Below are 19,858 nucleotides of genomic sequence, written 5' to 3'. Positions count from 1 at the left end.
CTCTGTAGTGCAACGCCCGCTTAAAAATCAGGCGGCCTTGAGTAACTCGTCAAATATCACCTGAGATTGTTTAAACCCCCAACATCTGCGGGGCCTTGAAGTTGAGCCACTTTTCGAAGGCTAAAAATATATCCACGGTCACTAGGCTCAAATTACTGCTCTATGGAGTACCCCAACCTCTCCGCCAATCCGGAATAACGCTCGGTCTTTTTCCGCACAGCTTGGGCCAGCAGGGCGCGATCGCCGTAGAGAGCGAGGCGGGCCTTGGCGCGGGTGATGCCGGTATAGACCAGCTCGCGGGTCAGCAGCGGGCTGGGGCTGTCGGGCAGCACCAGCACGGTATGGGCAAATTCCGAGCCCTGGGATTTGTGAATGGTCATGGCGTAGACCGTCTCGTGGGGCGGCAAGCGGCTGGGCAACAGGGCGCGCAGAGTGCCATCCGGCTGCTCAAACCATACCTTGAGCCGCCCACTTTCATCGGGCAGGCAGAGCCCCATATCGCCGTTGTAGAGGCCGACCCCGTGGTCGTTGCGCACTACCATCACAGGGCGACCAGCATACCAGTCGCCATCGCGGGCAATCAGGCCGGCCCGTGACAGGGCCAGTTCAAGCCGCTCGTTTAGCCCCAGCACCCCGAACGGGCCGTCTCGCAGGGCGCAGAGGATCTGGAAGCTGTTGAATGCCTTGAACACGGCGGCGGGCGCTTCCCCCGCGCGGGCCGCCTTCAGATAGCTGCCGTAACCGGCCACCCCTTGGGCAATCAGGGCATCGTAGGCCTCCCCCGCCCAGGGGTGCAGGCTGATATCGGCAAAGCCCATGCCCCAGACCGCCTCCACCGCCGTGGCATCGCCGCTGTTGCAGGCGCGCGCCAGCTGGCCGATGCCCGAATGCTGATCAAAACGCCAGCTCTTGGCCAGCAAACAGAGGCTGTCGCGCACCGGAGCCCCTGCGGGCGTGCCCTGCAAGCGGTAGCCGGTCTGGCGGGAGAGCCAATCCGCCTGCGCCGGGCTGATGCCCTGTTCGATAAAGCTGCAGATATCGCCGAGCACGGCCCCAGCCTCCACCGAGGCGAGCTGATCCTTGTCGCCGAGCAGGATCAGGCGGGCGTGGCTCGGCAACGCATCGAGCAGGCGCGCCATCATCGGCAGATCGACCATGGAGGCCTCATCTACCACCAGCAAGTCGAGGTGCAGTGGGTTGCCCGCGTGGTGGCGGAACTGGCTGCGCCCCGGAATAACCCCGAGCAGCCGGTGCAAGGTGCCCGCTTCGGTGGGGATCGCCTCGACCCACTCAGGGGGCAGATCGAGGGCCTGCAAGGCAGAGCCGATACTCTCGGTGAGACGCGCCGCCGCCTTGCCGGTGGGGGCCACCAGCCGGATCGCCGGGGCCTTGCCAGCCTGCAGGCCAGTCTCCACCAGAATGGCGAGCAGTTTGGCAACCGTGGTGGTCTTGCCGGTGCCGGGGCCGCCGGAGATCACCGCAAAGGGGCGCGCCGCCGCGGTGGCCGCCGCCAGCTTCTGGCCGTTGCAGCAGAGCGCCTCGGGCACCAGCGTATCCAGTTTGCTCAGGTCACTCGCCGCCTGGGCGCTGGCCAGCAGTGCCTCGATGGCGGGCCAATCCACTTCATTGGGGAACACCAGATCCAGATACTTTTCGGTAAAGTGGCGGGCGGAGAAGTCAGGGGCGAGGCGGGCTTTCAGCAGCGCCGCGAACACCAGCCCATAGTCGCGGGCAAACAGCCGCGACAGGGCGGGGGCTATCTCCGGCCATTCGGCGCGCTCGCTCAACGCGCGCAGATGGCGGGCCACCCCCTGCTCATGATCGTGGTAGCGGGTGAGGTAGAGCCGACCGTGCCACAGCCGCAGCGGCCAGCGCGGGGCAAGCCCCTCATCCTGCTCGGTTCCAACCAAGGGACTAGCCGCAAACAGAGCGGGCCAGCGGGCAGGATCCGCCAGATCCAGCAACAGATCCCGGCTCTGCTGGGGATCCAGCCCGAACGGCCGTAAAGCTCCACTCGCCAACATCTCAAGGGGCAGACAGACATGGCCGCGCCCCAGCTCGAAACAGGTGAGCGCCGCCCCCAGCACCAGCTCGGGGCTGCCGCCAAGGTCGGCCACCAGCCTGGCAAATTGCAGATCCAGCTGGCGGATGCGGCCAGCCAGCGCCAGTGTTTTCAACCGTTCAACCATCATTGCGCTGGCTGCGGTGCTGATCATGGTGCCGCTCATGCCTCTACCTCGTTTAATTCTGTTGATGAAACACCGCCTGAGCGATCACCGTTTCTAAACAACTCATCCAGCCCCAGCACCAGTTCACGGCTCGGGCGGATATGGAAAATGCCCCCCTGCGGCATGCCGCGCAGGAACAGATAGAAGACCCCGCCAAAATGCTGCTCGAAGTCGTAGCCCGGCAGGCGCAGGGTGAGCAGCCGGTGCAGCGCCAGCGAGTAGAGCTGGTATTGCAGGTCGTAGCGGTGCTCGGCCATCGCCCGCTCCAGCGCCGGACGGCTGTAATCGGCGGGGCTCATGCCGAGGTGGTTCGATTTGTAGTCGAGCAGATACCAGCGCCCCTGCCACTCGAACACCAAGTCGATAAAGCCCTTGAGCATCCCCTGCACGGTGGCAAAGCTCAGCGGCTTGTTGCCCCGCGACAGCGGGTCGTGCTGCTGGCAGAGCGCAGTCAGCGCCGGTGCCGTCACCCGTCCCATGGGCAGGAAGAACTCCAGCTCCACCTGTTTGCGCTCGGGCGCCAGATCCCGCAGCCGTACCGGCTCGCCAAAGCCGGTATCGAGCGGAGTATCCAGCACCGCCTCCACCTGCTGTTGCAACACCGGGGCCCAGCTCTCGTCGAAGCCATCCTGCGCCAGCAAGGTAGCGATATGCTCTGCCAACGGCTCGCCAGCGGCGCTCTGAAAGTCGATGGTCTCGAACAGGCTGTGCAGCAAGGTGCCGGGGCGCGCCCCTTTCGGGAAGGTGAAGATGGAGGGCTGGGGCGCCTCGTCCGGTTGCTCGGACGCCAGCGCAGCCGCCTCGGTCACTACCTCGTCATCGAAACCGGGATTGGCGAGTACGCCCTTGCTGTGACCGTGGCCCTGCGCCGCCAGCCCGGAGTAGGAGCTGATCCACCAGTCCCGCTCAAGGGAACCTGTAAAGTGGCGCACCTGCGGCTCGCCCAACTGCTCCTCCTCTGGCGGCAGCGGGGCCGGACGGGTGAGCGAGGGCTCACCGACAGCCACCCCGGGCAGCGCCTGTGCCAGCTCGGTCAGCGCGGTCGCCAGGGTTTCGGCATCCCCCTCCTCGCCCTTTTGCAGCAGGTAGCCGATGGCGGTGTGGTGCAGGTCGGTCTTCTCCGACTTGCCCGCTCCCGCCCGCACCGGCGCCAGCCCCAGCCAGGTGGCGTAGACGCCCCGGGTCAGCGCCACATAGAGCAGCCGCAGGTCTTCGGCAAGGCGCTCCCTGTCCGCTTCGGCGAGCGACGAGTCGGCGCCGGTCAGATCGAGAATGGTGCGATTGCCCGCCTCGTCCGCCTCGTGATAGAGCGGGGTCTCGGCGGTTCTGTGGCTACAGATAAAGGGCAGGAACACCAGCGGGTACTCCAGCCCCTTGGATTTATGGATGGTGACGATCTGCACCAGCTTGCGCTCGGATTCGAGGCGCAGTACCTGCTCCGCATCCTGGCCGTTGGGGCGGCTCACCGCCTCCCCCAACCAGCGCAGCAGGGCGTACTCCCCGTCCAGCTCGCTGCTCACCTGTTGCAGCAACTCGCCGAGATGGAGGAAGTTGGTCAGCCGCCGCTCGCCGTAGGGGCTCGCCAAAAGCGAAGAGGCGAGATTGCGCCGGTGCAGCAGGGCCCGCAGCATCGCCAGCACGCCGCGGCGGTGCCAGATCTTGCGGTACTCCATAAACTCCTGCACCGCGCTCTCCCACGCTCGCTCGTCGCTGGCCAGACCATCGAGCGCCTTGGCGTCGAGATCAAACAACCCGGTGGCGAGCGCCGCCCGCAGGCTGCGCTCTTCGCTCGGGTTCTGGCAGGCGTGCAGGATTAGCAGGATCTCCCGCGCCTCCACCTGCTCCAGCACGCTCTCGCGGTTCGACAGATAGACGGAGGCGATGGCGAGGCGCGCCAGCTCCTGCTGCACCAGCTTGCCCTCGGCGCCAGTGCGCACCAGCACGGCGATATCTCCGGCCTTCACCGGTTCGTCGATAATCTCTATTTCGCCATTTTCTTTCTTTTTCTCTCCGAAAAACCGGGCTTTGCCCTCTTGGGACAAGCTAAGCAACCGGTGGATCTCGGCGGCGGTGGCGCGGGCCATCTTGCTCTGGTAATCCCCCCGATTGAAGGTGGGCTGGCCGGTCAACTGCCAGCAGTGGAGCACGGGGGCGGTGGCACCATCGAGCAGCAGCGCCTTGCTCTTGCCCTGCGCCTCCACCGGCAGGAAGGGGATATCCGCTTCGTAGATAAAGGGATCCTTGGCTCGCTCGAACAAGCCGTTGACCGCCCCCACCAGCGCACTGCTGGAGCGCCAGTTGCGCCCGAGGGTGTAGTGGGCGCTCACATTTCGCCGCGCCTGAATGTAGGTAAAGATGTCGGCGCCGCGAAAGCCGTAGATGGCCTGCTTGGGGTCACCGATCATCAGCAGCGCCGTGTCGGTGTGGCCACCGTAAAGCCGATGGAAGATGCGGTACTGCTGGGGATCGGTATCCTGAAATTCATCGATCATCGCCACCCGGTAGGTGGCGCGAATGCGCTCGCAGAGCCGCTCGCCAAGACTTGAGCCGAGCGCCCCGTCGAGATCTTTGAGCAGGTCATCGAACGAGAGCTGATGGGCTTGGCGCTTGCTCGCCTGCATCCGGCTGCGCACTACTTTGGCCGCCCGTTGCAGGATGAGATCCCGAATACCGGGGCGGCTCGCCAGCAGTTCATCGATTTGGCTGAACAGCGGCAGGGTCGGCACAGCGCCCCCCTTCTTGAGGTTCTCCTCCAGCACCGTCTGGCCAAAGCGCTCCAGCTCCTTCGGGATGGCGTAGCCACTGCTCTCGTCCTGTGCCCAGTCGGCTATCTTGGCAAGCCACCCTTCGTAGTTCTTGCCGGTGTAGCGACTGATCTGGCCGTCGGTCTGGCGGCGGATCTCGTCCGTCTGCGCCAGCCACTCGCTCTTCACCGCCGCAATGCGACTCATGGCCGCCTGATGGCGGGCGGCGAGGGTCTCGTCCCCCAGTGCGGGGTGGATCTCCAGCTCGCTGTTGTCGAGCCAGCTGCCCATCTCCCGCAGCAGGGCGGCGGGGCTCGGCCAGAGCGCACGCACCGCGCTGGCGAGGGTTTTATCCACCGGATAGAACTCGGCGCGCCAGTAGTCGCTCACCGCCTGCAGCCTGAGCTGGCTGTCGTCGGTAAGAAATTCGGTTTCAAAGAGGGCGCCCGACTCGAAAGCGTTCTGTTTCAGCATCCGCTGGCAGAAGCCGTGGATGGTAAAGACCGCCGCCTCGTCCATCTGCCGCTCGGCAGCCAGCAGGCGGCGGGCCGCCAGTTCGTGATCCTCCAACTCGTCCAGCAGTTGGGCCAGCAAGGCATCATTGCTATGGCCGCGCATAAAGGCGAGCCGCGCCTCGTGAATGCGGCCGCGGATCCGCCCGCGCAGCTCGGCAGTGGCCGCTTCGGTAAAGGTCACCACCAGAATTTCGGTCACCGAGAGCGGCCGCTCGTGGGCGCTCGGCTGACCGGCATCAGCCCCCTCTTCAATGAGCGGGCCGTGGCCCAGCAGCAGGCGCAGGTAGAGGCCGGCGATGGTGTATGTCTTGCCGGTACCGGCGGAGGCTTCGATCAGTCGTTCACCATGGAGGGGAAAACGCAGGGTATTGAGCGGGTTAGCCATTATTTCAGCTCCTCCAGGGTCTTGAGCAGCGGGGTCAGGTGTTCGCGGGCCAGCGCCTGCAACTGCCCCAGCACCTCGTCATCGAGTTCGGGGAAGCAGCGGGCGACGTAAACGTCTTGCCCCTCCCCATTGATCATCCAGCCGCCGTTGAAACGGGTGAGAGCCGCCTTGTCGGCCGCCTCCGGTTTGTCCGGATCCTTCTCGATCGCCTTGAGCCAATCCCAGGCAGTGTTGGGGAAGAAGGGCAGCGGCCGCTTCATCCCCTGCGCCCAGCACGCCACCAGCGCCGCCAGCTTGGGCCGCGCCTCGTCGGCAGAGAGCTTGGGCAGTCGCAGACTCTGTTTGGCATCGAACAGCAGGGTGTCGCCGGGGGCGCCACTCAATGAGAGGCAGAGGTGCTGGATCCAGCCCAGCAGCAGATCCTTGCCGTTGAAGCTGCCGGGTTTGACCACCAGCAAGCGCCCCTTCTGGGTGTCGATCCACCCTTGCAGCTGGCCCTGAGTGAGGGAGATATCGATCTCCACCGCCTGTTTTTCTGACTCATTGGCCGCAACCCATGGCCGCAGCCGATCCGCCAGCTTGCCCATCTCGGCATCCAGATCGTCCAGCAGCAGGCTGCCGAACCACCCTTGCGGCAGCAGGCCGGTGAGCTGCAACCGCTCGCGACGCTCGGTACTTTCACCTTCCGCCAGATGGGCATCGAGCAGCAGATCTTTCAGCTGATAATGTTGCAGGCCATCCAGCTCGAACGGCTCGCTGTCCTCGATGTTGGCTTCGTTCAGCTCAAACCACACCTTGAGGCGACGGTTGAGGAAATATTTGGTGGGCTGGCGATAGAAGCGCAGCAGCTCCGCCAGCTCCAGCCCCTGCTCCTTGCCCCATTCGGGGGGCAAAGGCAGCTCGCCGCTCTGGAAGTTGGCCGCGCCGCGCACCGGATTGAGGGCGGGCAACCAGTCGGCGGCATAGGTAAAGAGGCGTGAACCCGCCTCCGGGTAGAAGTAGTTGCGGCTGTAGGGGGTGAGCGGGTGCGCCACCATCAGGTGGTTGAGCAGCCGCTTGCCGGAGGTTTCGTCGTCCAGCTCCTCATCCCCCGCCAGCACAAAGCCCTGCCGCACATAGTCGATGAGTTCGGCCAGCAGCACGGATGGCACCTTGTCGCTGTTGTCCTGCGCGCTGAAGCCCTGATAGCTGATATAGAGCCCCTGCTGGGCGCTCAACAGTGCCTCGAGGAAGAGGTAGCGGTCATCATCACGACGGGAGCGATCCCCGCGCCGCGACGCCACCGCCATCAGATCGAACCCCATGGGAGCCAGGGTGCGCGGGTAGACACCGTCGTTCATGCCGAGCAGGCAGACCTGCTTGAAGGGGATGGAGCGCATCGGCATCAGGGTACAGAAGTTGACCTGACCGGCGAGGAAGCGCTGGCTGGAGCGGGACTCCCCCAGCACGCTGCCGAGGTAATCCTGCAACAGGTCAGCGGTAATGGGCTGCTCGAAACGGGCTTCACCAAGCCGGGTCTGCCACTCGGCCAGTTGGCTGCGAATCAGCTGGAGCTGACGCTCTTCATCTTCGTCGGCCAGATAGAAGCGCTCCAGCAGCGCCAGCAGGCAGGCGTTCCACTCCGCCAGCGGCTGCGCCTGTTGCAGCCGGGGCAGGAATTCGGCCAGCGAGTCGACGAACCAGGCGAGCTTGCCGAGCGCCAACCCCTGCTGCCCCTCGATATCGGCGTAAGGAAGAATGCCCGCCACCGGCTCGCCATCCCCCATGGCAAAGCCGAGCAGCATGCGGCGCAGGCCGAACAGCCAGCTGTTGCCGGACATGGGCGGCAGATCGAAACGGACGGGGTAGCCGTCGTCCAGCCCCCAGCGGATGCCGGTCTCCTGCACCCAGACCCGCAGCTGGTTGAACTCGTCGTCATCCAGCTCGAAACGGCGCAGCACGGCGGGCACCTCGAGAATGGCGAGCAGCTCCCCTGCCCCGAAGCGGGCATTGGGCAGCCTGAGCAGGGCGAGGAAGCTTTGCAGCAGCGGGCTCTCCTGACTCGCCGCCCGATCCGAGACCGCAAACGGGATCTGACCCCGCGCGCCAAACACCGCCTGAATGTAGGGGCCGTAGCTGTTCACATCCGGCATCATCACCACCACATCTTTCGGGGTGAGGGTCGGGTCCTGCTCGAACAGCGCCAGCAGCCGGTCGTGCAGCACCTCGAGTTCGCGCATCGGGCCGTGGCAGGCGTGGATCTGCAAGGATCCATCCGCCGGATCGATCGGGCTCTTGTGGTGGCTGCTGTCGAGATCGAACTGACCGGCGCCTCGCTCGGCCAGCTCCAGCACATCCTTCTGGATGGCGCGCAGCAGGCTGACATTGCCTTTGCCATCAACTTCGTCGATATCGACGAAAGCCTCGATTTGCGGCACCTCCAGCTCCATCAGCTGATGCAGGTAGTCGCGCCCCAGCTTGCCCATGGAGGCGAGCAGCGGGTTGGCGGGGCCCTGCAATGTCTCGATATCGGTGCCGGGTTTGAGCTTGTTTTCGAGGCGCGCCAGGGTCTTGCGATCCAGCAGATCCCCCCAGTAGTAGCGGCAGGGGTTGGTGACGAACAGGTGCACCTCCACCTCCGGCCGGCTGCCGAGGGCCAGCAGCGCCTCCACATAGCGCGGCGGCAGCGCCGAGATGCCGAATACGAACACCCGCTGCGGCAGCTTGCCCGGCAGATCGGCAGTACGCTCCAGCTCGTGGATAAACTCCTCGTAGAGGTTGGCGCGGTGGTAGCCACTCGGAGAGAGCGCCAACGTGCGGGCCACCAGCTCACGCCACAGCTCCGGCTGCCAGTCCTGACCGCTCACTCCGGCCAGCTCCTGACTCAATCCTTCCCCCTCTTCCCAACGGGCGATCCAGTCCGGCCGGTAGACCAGATACTGGTCAAAGAGATCCGCCACCTTCTGGCAGAGCTGCCACAACCGCACTTGCTCGGGATCCTTGACGGGATCTTCGTTCTCTCCACCGCCCAGATAGGCGGCGAGCGGGGCAAAGGCGGGCCTGTCCAGCAAGGCAGGCAGAATGGTCATCAGCTGCCAGCTCATGGATCCCTTGTTGTAGGGACTCTGGCGCGGTACATCCGCCAGCACCCGGGTGAACATCTCCCAGATAAAGCTGGCGGGCAACGGAAAGTCGATATTGGCGGCGATGCCGAAGGCTTTGGCCAGCTCCAGCTTGAGCCACTGGGCCATGCCCGGACTCTGTACCAGGATCTGCTCCCGATCGAAGGGGTTAGAGAGAGGGGCCTGCCGGATGCGGCTCACCAGCAGCTCCTTGAGCAGATCCAGCTGATTGGAGTGGTAGAGGGTAAACATGAGCAATTCCCGCCTGTGGATGAGAGGGGGCGAGGGAAAAGGCGAGCCATTTCCGTCACTTCACAAGAGAGAGAATTGTCGGGGATCGGGGGATAAGATGCAAAAGGCACTTGTGGCCAGCAGGCGGGTAAACCGCTGAACCATGAGGGACGCCGCAGATTTGTGCAGTACTATCTCGCAGACAGAAAAAAGCCGGTGCAGTTGCACCGGCCAAAAGGCTTGGAAAACTCAAACTGAGTGGCTGTTACCAGTTTTTGCCGAGACGGGCATCCAGACTGAAAGCCCCTGCTCCGGCCGCCGCCAGCGCCAGGAAACCTCCGGCCACTGAGACGTTCTTCATAAACATCAGCATCTGCATCTGTTCGGCAGGCTGATAGTGGAAAATAAAGGCAGCCATCAGGGTGAAACCGGCCAGCAGCACGGAGAGGCTGCGGGTAAAGAGACCCAGCACGACGGCAAGGCCACCACCCAGCTCAAGCAGGATCACCAGCGGCAACATAAAGCCCGGTACGCCCATCGCTTCCATATAGCCCTGAGTACCGGCGTAGCCGCCGATCTTGCTCCAGCCCGCCATTACGAACATCAGCGCCAGCAGTACACGACCCGCCAGCAGCGCTACATCTTTCATCTTGTCCATTTCATCTTCCTCGTTTGTGTCACATCACCGCTGACTGCTTCAGGGTAGGTCAAATAACAGGGCTTGGGTGGCACTGGTCGCAACCAGCTCCCACCGGTATTCATCACGACTGAGCACCCCGTCGCCGGGTCGGGCAGCCAGACCGTTGGCGGTCAGCTCCCCTGAAATCATCTGCAGGTAACCGTGTCGGCCAGCCAGAGCCCATTCGAGCGTCTCGCCCGGGGCCAGTTCCAGCCGCCATACGCGGGCCTGTTGGCGGATCCGCAGCGATCCATCCTCGCCATCCGGTGACGCCACCAGCGTCATGCCCGGTCTGGACTCTATCTTCTTCTGCTGATATCCGGGTGGCGTGCCAAACTCGTTCGGCTCGATCCAGATCTGCAACAGGGAGAGAGGATCCGTCTGCGAGGGGTTGTACTCGCTGTGGCGGATCCCGCTGCCTGCGCTCATCAGCTGGAAATCCCCTGCCGGGATCTGCTCGGCATGGCCGAGGCTGTCCTTGTGCTCTATGGTGCCTTGCAGCACGCAGGTGAGGATCTCCATATTGGCGTGAGGGTGGGTGGCAAATCCGCCACCCGGCGCAACCAGATCCTGATTGATCACCCGCAGTACCGAGTGCCCCATCCACTCCGGGTCATAGTAGTGACCGAAGGAGAAACTGTGGCGCGCGTCCAGCCAGCCAAAGTTGGCCTTGCCCCGCGCTTCTGCGGCTCTCAATTGCATCATGGTCTGCTCCTCATCTACCGGGACGGTTGATTAACGCTGTTTGCCGCTACCGATACCGAACGGAATACGGTATTCGCTGCTCTGGTCAGCCAGGCTGACAGTCAGGTTGCCCTGGGTACGGCTCGGGATATGCACCTGCTGGGTACCGGTCAGGTTGGCGTGGACTGATGCCAGCAGATCGCCAGACTCGTCACGCACTTCCAGCATCGGATTGCTTTTGCCATACATCGCAGCAGTGGCGTTCCACTTCACAAACAGCACGCCCGGAGTGGCGTTGAAGTCTGCCGGTACGGCAGCCTGCGCGAAACCAGCGGTCATCAGGCCTGCAGCGGCCAACATCTTGATTACGTTTTTCATGTTCATTCACTCTCTTGGTTTTATGTCATTGCCAAGGCCGTTTCGGCCAGAATCAATGCATCCATGCAAGAGGTTATTCAAATAGTGTGTTGTTCTTTCACCGACATCAGACAGACCGAATTGGTGTGTCACAGTGCGGAACTTCCCGCATATTTGGCCGCTCGGCGTTCCTGCCCAAGCGATAATTGAATATTAAACGTGCTTGACCTAACTTGTTAGCGAGATAATCTGGCAAACATATTCAAAAAAATTGAAGGTGATAATGGCCAAGGAATCGAACAAGGAGCGGGCGCTGACCCTGGAAGCCATCCGGGTACTGGACGCCATCGACCGCCGCGGCAGCTTCGCGGCGGCCGCCGACGAGCTGGGCAAGGTGCCATCAGCGCTCAGCTATACAGTGCAGAAGTTGGAGGACGAACTGGATGCCATGCTGTTTGACCGCAGCGGGCACCGCACCAAGTTCACCCCGGCCGGACGCATGCTGCTGGAGCGAGGCAGGGTGCTGCTGGAAGCAGCCGAACATCTGGTGGGCGAAACCCGGGCGCTGGCCCGTGGCTGGGAGACCGACATCACTGTCGCCGTTGATGCACTGACTCCGTTGCAAACACTTTTCCCTCTGGTTGAGCGACTGGCCGAACAGACCGATACCCGCCTGCGGCTACGGGCCGAGGTGCTGGCAGGGAGCTGGGAGTGTCTGGAAGATGGCCGTGCCGATCTGCTGATCTCCACCATCAACCCGGACATCATGATGACCGGCATCAAGCATCAGGTGCTGAAAGAGGAGGTGATGCTCTATGTCGCCCACCCTGATCATCCCCTCCACCAGGAGCCGGAACCGCTGGCAGATGAGACCCTGCGTCGCTACCGCGCCATTGCGGTCGCTGATACCGCCCTGCGCAAACCGGTGCTCACCTATCGCCTGCTGGACAAACAACCACGCCTCACCGTCAGTTCCATGGCAGAGAAACGGGATGCCCTGCTGGCGGGGATCGGGGTCGGCACCATGCCGAAGAGCTGGATTGACGAAGATATCAGGGCCGGGCGGCTCAAGGTGATCAGCCCCGAATATCGCCATCAGTTGCAAGTAGTGCTGGCCTGGCGGCGAGACACCATGGGTAAGGCCAAAAGCTGGTTGGTGCGGGAGATACCAAAACTGTTTATGGCTGGCGAAAAATGAGAGACAGTTAACAGAAATGTTAATTGCATGCCTCACTTGACGCCCAATATCTTTGCTGATTTCATAGCCGCCTCATTGAACCCATGGAAGCTGTAGAAAATGAAAAAGAGTTTGCTGGTTGCCCTCACCACCCTGCCCCTGTTTGCCAATGCCGGCCTGATGGACTCGCTGACCGACAGCGTCACCAGCAGCGTCAAGGATGCGGCCAGCACCGCCGTATCCGGAGCCATGGATAGCGCATCCAACGAAGCCATCAAGAAGGCACTGGATATCAAGGAAGGTGGTTCCAACAAGCAGGCGGTCAAGGATAAGCTGGGTGCGCCGGCCTCTACCAAGACCGAAGCCGGTCTGGAAGTGTGGACCTATGACCTGGATGCCCTGAACAAGGCGTCTCCCATGCTGGCCGAGACCACCAAGACCCTGCTGAAAGATACCGACGCCGCCAAGAAAAACGTGGTCATCAAGTTCGAAGGGGAAACCGTCAAGAAAGTAGACCTGACCGACAAGGCTCAGGGCTAAGTTCACTCGTCCGGTGGGTAGGGCGACACCCCGCACCGGTACAGATGGCAAGAGGGGGAGCATCAGGCTCCCCCTCTTTTATTGGCAATTGTCTGCATTCAGACAAGCTCTGTCGCTCAACACAACAAGAGCAAAAAGGGTGGCCCTGGCCACCCTTTGGGTTTGTCATGTGGTCTGCTACTGCAGCAGCGTTACTGGTTCGCTTCGGCGAACTGCTTCATCGCTTCGGCGTGCTTGGTCATGCCGGCGGCACGCTCGTTGAGGTTCTTGATGAACTCCGCCTTCTTGGCAGGATCCTCCATGCGATCATAACGTTGCTGCAGGTTGGCCTGGATCTGTTCCGGGGTCATGTTCTGCATGCGGGCCATCTTGTCATGGCGACCACCATGGTGCTTGCCACCCATCATACCACTACCGTCCATCGGGCAGTCCACCATGGCTCCGGGCTGGCCGGTGGGGGCAGCTTCACTGGCTGCATAGGCGCCCAGCGGCAGGCCAAGGATCAGGGTGGCAGTCAGCAGGGTTTTGGTCAGCTTTTTCATGGTCTATCTCCTGTAGGGATGATTCTGGTTCGGCGCTCTTGCCTTGCCCTCAAGTAAACACCCTATCGGTGTCTGAACTTTGCCAGCATCGCCCTTTTTTGTAGCAGAGTGTGGCATCGTGCGGATCTGGCACACTTTGACACAAACCATCGGCCGGATTTTCGTATACTCGGGCCAACGCCAAGCAGGGGAGGTATCCATGAACCAGGGCAACACCCACATTCTGGTGGTCGACGACCACAGCGAGATCCGCGATCTCTTGAAGCGCTTTCTGGAACAGCACGGCCTGCGGGTCAGCTGCGCCCGGGATGGCAAGGAGATGAAGCGACTGCTGGAGGAGCGGGAGTTCGACCTGCTGGTGCTGGATCTGATGATGCCGGGTGAAGATGGCCTGACTCTCTGCCGCGAGCTGAGAGTCAAATCGAACCTGCCCATCATCATGCTCACCGCCATGGGGGAAGAGACCGATCGCATCATAGGACTGGAGATGGGAGCCGACGACTATCTGGCCAAGCCTTTCAATCCGCGCGAGTTACTGGCGCGGATCAAGGCGGTGATGCGCCGCACCCAGGCCGAAACCCAGCCTGCCGCCGAAACCCTGACCCGGGATCTGCGCTTCGATCGCTGGCTACTCGACGTCAATCGCCGGGAGCTGGTGGATGAGGATGGGGTGGGACTCAGCCTCTCCACCGCCGAGTTTGATCTGCTCAAGGTGTTTCTCGAACGCCCGCAGCGGGTATTGAGCCGGGATCAACTGCTGGACCTGGCCCGTGGCCGCGAGGCGGTGGCCTTCGATCGCGCCATCGATACCCTGGTGAGCCGCCTGCGCCGCAAGCTGGAACGAGATCCCAAGAATCCGGAGCTGATCAAGACCATCTGGGGCGGCGGCTATATGTTCTCCGCCGACGTGACGCAGGCATAAGCGGTGGCCTTTTTGAAACGACTGTGGGCACAAATGTGGCCCAAAGGGCTGACAGGCCAGATCATTCTGGTGGCGCTGGCGGGGCTGATCCTGATCCAGCTGCTCAGCATCCAGATCTACCGTTCTGATCGGGAGGAGGCGCTCGGTTTCGTCAACAGCCGCAACGCCATGCAGCGGATCATCTCGGTGGTCAGGCTGCTCTCCCTCTCCCCTCCCTCCCTCTATGACGAGATCCTCAAGGCGAGCCGCAGCGAAACCCTGCTACTGCGCCTCTCCGACGAACCGTTGCAACCGGACAACCGCAGCCCCCGTTTCGAACAGCTGGTACGCTCACGGCTCGGCTACCCGCAAGGCCTTACCATCGAGATCAGCGCCGAGCTGAAAGAAGATGCCCAACGCAGCAAGGCGTGGGAACATCACGCAAGAATGATGCGGGATCGCAAGGGGCCACCACCACCTTCACGCGACATGCGACTCTATGGTTCCATCGAACTACCGCAGGGTGGCTGGCTACAGTTCAGCTCACTGGTCGACAAGGAGGTGGGCAGCTGGTCGTGGCAAACCACCCTCAACCTGATGCTGGTTGCCAGTCTGGTTATCGGGCTGATGGTGTTGCTGTTCCGCCGCGCCACCCGACCGCTCAAACAGTTGGCAGGCAATGCCGAGCGACTGGGCCGGGGCGAGGATATAGAGCCACTTCAGGAGGTGGGGCCGATTGAGATACGCGAGTCGATCCAGGCCTTCAACCGGATGCACACCCGGCTCGACCGCTTCGTGCAGGACAGAACCCGGATGCTGGCGGCTATCTCACACGACCTGCGCACCCCCATCACCAGCCTGCGGCTGCGTACCGAATTTCTGGCCGATGGCGAGGACAAGCTCCGCATCCAGCAGACCCTGCAACAGATGGAACAAATGCTGGCGGCAACCCTCAGCTTTGCCCGCGAGGAGGGGCTGCAGGAGGCCACCCGCGAACTTGATCTGGTCAGTCTGCTGGTCAGCCTCTGCGATGACTATGCCGACACGGGTCAGCCGGTCACCTGTCTGGCGGAGGGCAAAGAGGTTTACGCATGCAGAGCCAACACCTTGCGCCGGGTATTGCAGAACCTGATCGGCAACGCCATCAAATATGCCGGCAGCGCCGAAGTGTCGCTGGAGCGCTGCAAGGAAGAGCTGTTGATCCGGGTCTGTGACAACGGGCCGGGAATCGATCCTGCGCGGCTGGAAGATGTGTTCAAACCCTTCGTACGGCTAGACGAAGCCCGCAACACCGAGTCCGGCAGCGTGGGGCTCGGGCTCTCCATTGCCCGTACCCTGGTCCATCAGCACGGCGGCGAACTGACCCTGCTCAATCGGCCACAAGGTGGGCTGGAGGCACGAATAAGCCTGCCTTTGTAAGTCATTACTCTATTTGTTTGCCCTGCTGCGCCTGGCCTCTCTGTGTGCAAACTTCATCATCCTGACCCCTGTTCTTCTATGATGAAGGCGGAGATAATTGATGACCACGCACGGTATTTGGCAACGGAGTGGAGCAAGGATGGCTTATTCCAGGACAGGAGTCTTGATCAGTATCGGATGGGGGCTCCTGCTGCTCGCACTTGCCCCTCAAGCCTGTGCCAACGCACAGGAAGAGCCGATCATCATTACCAACTCCAAAGCCTGGCAGCCCTTCTCCTATATCAATGAGTCGGGTCAGCCGGATGGTTTGCTGATCGATTTGTGGCGTGAATATGCCAGGGTCACCGGCCAGAAGATCGAGTTCCGGCTGGTCGACTGGCAGGGTTCTCTCGACTTGCTCCAGAAGGGGAAAACCGACGTTCACGCCGGGCTGCTCTGGTCACCGGAGCGGGACAAGCAGTTCGACTATGGCCTGCCTCTCGCCCAGCTCGACTCACAGCTCTTCTTCTCGAGCGAACTGCGCGGCACCGATGTCCATTACTACCTGCTCCATGAAACAGTCGGTGTGGTAGCCGGTGGCTACGAAGAGTATTACGCCAGACGCTACTTTCCCGGAACCAGACTGCAGACCTTTGATGACAATGATACCCTGCTGGCGGCGGCCTTTCGGGGCGACATAAAGGCCTTTATCGCCGATCTGCAGGTCGCCAACTTCTACATCTATACCTCCGACGATCCCACCCGCTTTATTCCGGTTCGCCACCTCTATACCGACCAGATCCGCTTTGCGGTGAAAAAGGGCGACCTTGCCCTGTTAAACCGGCTGGAAGAGGGATTCGCCAAGATCAAAGAGAGCGATCGGGAGCGGATCATCCGCAAATGGATGCATGTCGAGACCGTCTACCCCATCCACCTTGGTCCCTGGCTGTTGCTGGCAGGAGGGGGGATTCTGGCAGCTTACATAATACAGCTGAGGCGCGCAGTCGCGAGCCGTACCGCCGAGCTGAGCCGTGCAAACGCAAGACTGGAGAAACTGGCCAGTACCGATCCTCTGACTGGGCTACTTAATCGACGGGTATTCATGCCCGCCATGGAGCAACGGCTGGCAAGCGGCATGGCCAGTGCCCTGCTGCTATTCGATGTGGATCACTTCAAGGAGACCAATGACCGCTTTGGTCATGGCATCGGAGATCTGTTGCTGGAAAAGCTGGCCACTACTGTGACGAATCTGTTGCCCGAAGAGGCTCTGCTGGCCCGCATCGGGGGCGAGGAGTTTTGCCTGCTGCTGCCGCTGGCCACATTGGCAGAGACAGAAGAGTGGGCCGAGCGCATTTGCCTGGAGAGCAACCGGCAAACCCTGCACACCAGCAGCGGCGAGGTGACCCTCTCCATCAGCACCGGGGCAGTCTGGGTTGCGGCAAAGAGAGAGGTCGATGCCGAGCAGCTACTACGGCAGGCTGACGCCCTCATGTATCAGGCCAAGGGACTGGGGCGCAATACCTGGCAAGCAGCCCCCTATCAGGCATAGCCCCCTGACGGAAGCGCAATAAAAACGGCCGCCATCGGATGATGGCGGCCGTGTAATGTTATGCCTATCAGAAGTTGTAGGTCACACCCAGGTTGTAGCGGCGACCATCCAGCACTGTGCCATAACTGCTGTAATCCACCGTCTTGTCGAACAGGTTATAGACCCCGGCGGTCAGATCCAGATGCTTGTTGGCCTTGTAGACCAGCCCCATGTCAAAGAAGGTGTAGGAAGGAGTCCCATCCGCCATCTTCACACGGCTCAGGTATTCGGAGGTCTCGCCACGGAAGTTGACCCGTGACCAGAGGTTGAGATCCTCGGTGGTCTGCCAATCGACACTGCCGTTGAACATATGGCGGGGCATCTGGTTGAGGGCATGGCCTGCCAGCGGGCCGCTCTTCTGCTCGGATTGAGTGAATGTGTAGCTAGAGCTGACCGACCAATCCTCATTGATGGCCCAATCCATCATCCCCTCGACCCCACGCATGTTCGCCTTGTCGACGTTGACCCGATCGCTGATGAAATCATAGCTGTGACCATTGAGCGTACAGGCAGGCTGCTTCTTGTCAGTACAGCGGCGCACTTCTGAGATCTTGTTCTTGAAGTCGGTGTTGAACAGGGTAATCCCGGCATTGAAGCCCTGATGACCGTTCCACAGCAGACCGATCTCTTCACTCACGCTGGTCTCGGGTTTGAGATCCGGGTTGCCAACCAGCATGCCATCCAGGCTGCCACCACCGGTGACCTGACCCCAGTTGGCCGCTGACATCCGCAAGTCAGGGGAGCGATAACCGGTCGAGACGCCCCCTTTCAGGGTCCAGCTCTGATCCAGATGCCAGACGCCATAGAGGCGCGGGCTCCAGTGAGTGCCGTAGTTCTGATCCCGATCCATGCGGGCGCCACCGGTCAGGGCAAAGCTGTCAGTAAGTGACCACTCATCCTCGACAAACATCGCCCAGCTCCAGCGGGTCAGCTGCTCGGCAGGATTGGCCACTTTCAGGGTATTGCCCTGATCGTGTAGATCCTCATAGCGATACTGACCACCGACACTCAGGTAGTGATCCCCCAATATGAACTGGGTGTGAGTATCGGCGATGGTGTTGGTGAGCTCCATCCTGCGGCCTGGGTTGGTGTTGGTCTCCTGCTGCAGATAGCTGCTGGAAGAGCCGAACTCATATTGACCGTCATGGGTTAGCGCGTAGTTGGTGCGCTCGTAGCGGTTGAGGCTATCTTTCGCCTTGGCATCCAGCGAATTGCCGGCAGTACGATCCCGATCCTGCAGGCTGCGACTGACTTCCAGATCGAAGCGGTTATGGTCATCAGGCTTGAAACTGAGCACGGCCGTGCCACTGCGAGTCTCCTGCTCGGCAAAGCCCTGGGTAAATTTGTCTTCACCACGATGAGCGAGCTGTCCATTGAAGCGCAGCCCCAACACACCATCGATCAGTGAGCCTGCGGTATAGGCATCAGTCTGGAAGCTGTTGCCGGCATCCTTGTTTTCCTGGAAGGTCGAATCAGCATGAACCGAGCCCTGCCAGGCCAGACCGGTGGTCTTGCGGGTAATCACGTTGATCACCCCACCCATGGCATCTGAGCCATAACGGGATGACATGGGCCCACGGACGACCTCAATCCGCTCGATCGCCTGTAGCGGTGGCAACCAGCCTTGCTCGATACCGGGTCCATCGCTATTGGGCCGGGTACCACGGCTATCCACCTTTTTACCATCAACCAGCATAAGGGTGTATTTCGAGCCCATACCGCGAATACTGATATCGCTGCTGCTGCCACCGCCAGTCACTACCACACCTGGCACATCCTTCAAGGCATCGGTTACATCCCGATATGCCCGCTTCTCCAGCTGCTCGCGGGTAATCACAGAGATGGAGGCTGCAGAATCTTCGATCTTCTGCTGAAAGCCAGAGGCGGTGACGACCATCACCTCCTGCTCGGCAGCATAGGCTTGAGTCGCAAGAAGGGAGCAGATCAGCAAGGCAAGCTTGTTTGGTTTCACTGTTATCATGTTTTAGCCTGAACATTTTTTGTAGGAAGGTGACGTATTCCCTTACTTCACGCATTACAACGCTCGGCATCCGGCCAGGCGCAGCATTAGAAAAGGCTCATTTGAAAAGCACTTTATTAATCAGCCCGCATTGTAACGACCCTGCCACGATCATTCAAACAATAATCATTATCATTTGATTCATGTAATATTCCTGCCGCAGAACAGCTCACTCTTGATAAGAAACTGTTTTAATGGAGTAAATCCATAAACAAACAAAGGGATTAGACAAACAAGTGGAAGCGATGACGTACCGTTGCAAGATGGCCTGATTTAATCATCAAGCTCTATGGCCAAGATGGATGTGCCGCGATAAAGAAGTGGAAACAGTAACAAGAACGTCAACAGGGGAAGGTAGTGTCATCGCAGTGGGATGTCGGCAGCTCACCAGCAGGCTAAAAACACCAAAGCCCTGTCGTCAGACTGGGCTTGTGTTGGCTCTGGTGTGCAAATCTGTGGCTCTTATGAGCAAACCGCCCATAGCAAAAAGGCCTTCCCAATCGGGAAGGCCTTCAAATTAGTGGCGGAGCGGACGGGACTCGAACCCGCGACCCCCGGCGTGACAGGCCGGTATTCTAACCGACTGAACTACCGCTCCGCATTCGGTTAGCTTTCGCTAAATCATGTGCCGCTTCTATGAGGTGTCATCCTCGCAGCCAGCGTCGTGATTCTTCACATCGCTGTTTAATTAGGTGCCTGGCAGTGTCCTACTCTCGCATGGCGAATGCCACACTACCATCGGCGCTACCGCGTTTCACTTCTGAGTTC

General features: G+C 61.1%; 13 protein-coding genes, 1 tRNA gene and 1 pseudogene. 5 read left to right on the top strand and 10 right to left on the bottom strand.

What is annotated here, in order from left to right; genetic code table 11:
• Positions 1 to 27: 27 nt before the first annotated feature.
• The 7 genes and pseudogenes from G5149_RS07710 to G5149_RS07680 all read right to left on the bottom strand — a co-directional run.
• A pseudogene (locus tag G5149_RS07710) lies at positions 28 to 157 on the bottom strand (IS30 family transposase); the annotation flags it as partial.
• Positions 153 to 2,228, bottom strand: coding sequence for an exodeoxyribonuclease V subunit alpha (gene recD, locus G5149_RS07705; RefSeq protein ID WP_421212192.1), 2,076 nt, complete (start codon positions 2,226 to 2,228; stop codon positions 153 to 155). The gene recD and the pseudogene G5149_RS07710, both read right to left, overlap by 5 nt.
• Positions 2,225 to 5,872, bottom strand: coding sequence for an exodeoxyribonuclease V subunit beta (gene recB, locus G5149_RS07700; RefSeq protein ID WP_421212191.1), 3,648 nt, complete (start codon positions 5,870 to 5,872; stop codon positions 2,225 to 2,227). Before recB ends, recD begins: the two co-directional genes overlap by 4 nt.
• Entirely contained in the window at positions 5,872 to 9,225 is a 3,354-nt protein-coding gene (recC, locus tag G5149_RS07695) for an exodeoxyribonuclease V subunit gamma (RefSeq protein WP_421212190.1), read from the bottom strand. The genes recB and recC overlap by 1 nt, the downstream gene beginning before the upstream one ends.
• 244 nt (positions 9,226 to 9,469) lie before the next feature.
• On the bottom strand, positions 9,470 to 9,862 hold the full coding sequence (locus G5149_RS07690; protein ID WP_005342720.1) for a DoxX family protein: 393 nt from the start codon (positions 9,860 to 9,862) through the stop codon (positions 9,470 to 9,472).
• A gap of 39 nt (positions 9,863 to 9,901) precedes the next feature.
• Positions 9,902 to 10,588: a pirin family protein gene (locus tag G5149_RS07685; RefSeq protein WP_058053590.1), complete on the bottom strand. Its 687-nt coding sequence runs from the start codon at positions 10,586 to 10,588 to the stop codon at positions 9,902 to 9,904.
• Positions 10,589 to 10,618: 30 nt separating this feature from the next.
• Complete coding sequence (locus G5149_RS07680) at positions 10,619 to 10,951, bottom strand: hypothetical protein (protein ID WP_216979691.1); 333 nt, start codon at positions 10,949 to 10,951, stop codon at positions 10,619 to 10,621.
• A 256-nt stretch (positions 10,952 to 11,207) separates the two neighbouring features.
• Here G5149_RS07680 and G5149_RS07675 point away from each other — a divergent pair, with 256 nt between their 5' ends.
• Positions 11,208 to 12,122 carry a LysR family transcriptional regulator gene (locus tag G5149_RS07675; protein ID WP_005342714.1) on the top strand — a complete coding sequence of 305 codons (915 nt, stop codon included), beginning with the start codon at positions 11,208 to 11,210 and terminating at the stop codon, positions 12,120 to 12,122.
• 99 nt (positions 12,123 to 12,221) lie between these two features.
• Entirely contained in the window at positions 12,222 to 12,641 is a 420-nt protein-coding gene (locus G5149_RS07670; protein WP_216979692.1) for a hypothetical protein, read from the top strand.
• Between the two features lie 191 nt (positions 12,642 to 12,832).
• Here the strand turns inward: G5149_RS07670 and G5149_RS07665 are convergent, their stop codons facing one another.
• Entirely contained in the window at positions 12,833 to 13,183 is a 351-nt protein-coding gene (locus tag G5149_RS07665) for a hypothetical protein (RefSeq protein WP_421212189.1), read from the bottom strand.
• 199 nt (positions 13,184 to 13,382) lie between these two features.
• On the opposite strand from G5149_RS07665, the gene G5149_RS07660 reads away from it, so the two are divergent.
• From G5149_RS07660 to G5149_RS07650, 3 genes are all read left to right on the top strand, one after another.
• A complete protein-coding gene (locus G5149_RS07660; RefSeq protein WP_005342708.1) occupies positions 13,383 to 14,105 on the top strand; it encodes a response regulator in 723 nt (240 codons plus the stop codon).
• A gap of 33 nt (positions 14,106 to 14,138) precedes the next feature.
• The gene (locus tag G5149_RS07655; protein WP_005342707.1) at positions 14,139 to 15,503 is read left to right on the top strand and encodes an ATP-binding protein; all 1,365 of its coding nucleotides are present in this window, start codon (positions 14,139 to 14,141) and stop codon (positions 15,501 to 15,503) included.
• A gap of 139 nt (positions 15,504 to 15,642) precedes the next feature.
• Entirely contained in the window at positions 15,643 to 17,031 is a 1,389-nt protein-coding gene (locus G5149_RS07650; protein WP_421212188.1) for a diguanylate cyclase domain-containing protein, read from the top strand.
• A gap of 67 nt (positions 17,032 to 17,098) precedes the next feature.
• Here the strand turns inward: G5149_RS07650 and G5149_RS07645 are convergent, their stop codons facing one another.
• Positions 17,099 to 19,051 carry a ligand-gated channel protein gene (locus tag G5149_RS07645; protein WP_216979697.1) on the bottom strand — a complete coding sequence of 651 codons (1,953 nt, stop codon included), beginning with the start codon at positions 19,049 to 19,051 and terminating at the stop codon, positions 17,099 to 17,101.
• Between the two features lie 560 nt (positions 19,052 to 19,611).
• A tRNA-Asp gene (locus tag G5149_RS07640) sits at positions 19,612 to 19,688 on the bottom strand.
• Between the last annotated feature and the right edge of the window lie 170 nt (positions 19,689 to 19,858).

Origin of the sequence: Aeromonas sp. 600479, assembly GCF_049175515.1 — a bacterium.
In the GTDB taxonomy this organism is placed as follows: domain Bacteria; phylum Pseudomonadota; class Gammaproteobacteria; order Enterobacterales; family Aeromonadaceae; genus Aeromonas; species Aeromonas veronii_A.
This window is presented reverse-complemented; position numbering and strand designations above follow the sequence as displayed.

Bases quoted from the DNA above. Each gene is read 5' to 3' on its own strand.
- G5149_RS07675 (WP_005342714.1), top strand. From the start codon at position 11,208: ATGGCCAAGGAATCGAACAAGGAGCGGGCGCTGACCCTGGAAGCCATC.
- G5149_RS07665 (WP_421212189.1), bottom strand. From the start codon at position 13,183: ATGAAAAAGCTGACCAAAACCCTGCTGACTGCCACCCTGATCCTTGGC.
- G5149_RS07690 (WP_005342720.1), bottom strand. From the start codon at position 9,862: ATGGACAAGATGAAAGATGTAGCGCTGCTGGCGGGTCGTGTACTGCTG.
- recB (WP_421212191.1), bottom strand. From the start codon at position 5,872: ATGGCTAACCCGCTCAATACCCTGCGTTTTCCCCTCCATGGTGAACGA.
- G5149_RS07655 (WP_005342707.1), top strand. From the start codon at position 14,139: ATGTGGCCCAAAGGGCTGACAGGCCAGATCATTCTGGTGGCGCTGGCG.
- G5149_RS07645 (WP_216979697.1), bottom strand. From the start codon at position 19,051: ATGATAACAGTGAAACCAAACAAGCTTGCCTTGCTGATCTGCTCCCTT.
- G5149_RS07670 (WP_216979692.1), top strand. From the start codon at position 12,222: ATGAAAAAGAGTTTGCTGGTTGCCCTCACCACCCTGCCCCTGTTTGCC.
- G5149_RS07660 (WP_005342708.1), top strand. From the start codon at position 13,383: ATGAACCAGGGCAACACCCACATTCTGGTGGTCGACGACCACAGCGAG.
- G5149_RS07680 (WP_216979691.1), bottom strand. From the start codon at position 10,951: ATGAACATGAAAAACGTAATCAAGATGTTGGCCGCTGCAGGCCTGATG.
- recD (WP_421212192.1), bottom strand. From the start codon at position 2,228: ATGAGCGGCACCATGATCAGCACCGCAGCCAGCGCAATGATGGTTGAA.
- G5149_RS07650 (WP_421212188.1), top strand. From the start codon at position 15,643: ATGGCTTATTCCAGGACAGGAGTCTTGATCAGTATCGGATGGGGGCTC.
- G5149_RS07685 (WP_058053590.1), bottom strand. From the start codon at position 10,588: ATGATGCAATTGAGAGCCGCAGAAGCGCGGGGCAAGGCCAACTTTGGC.
- recC (WP_421212190.1), bottom strand. From the start codon at position 9,225: ATGTTTACCCTCTACCACTCCAATCAGCTGGATCTGCTCAAGGAGCTG.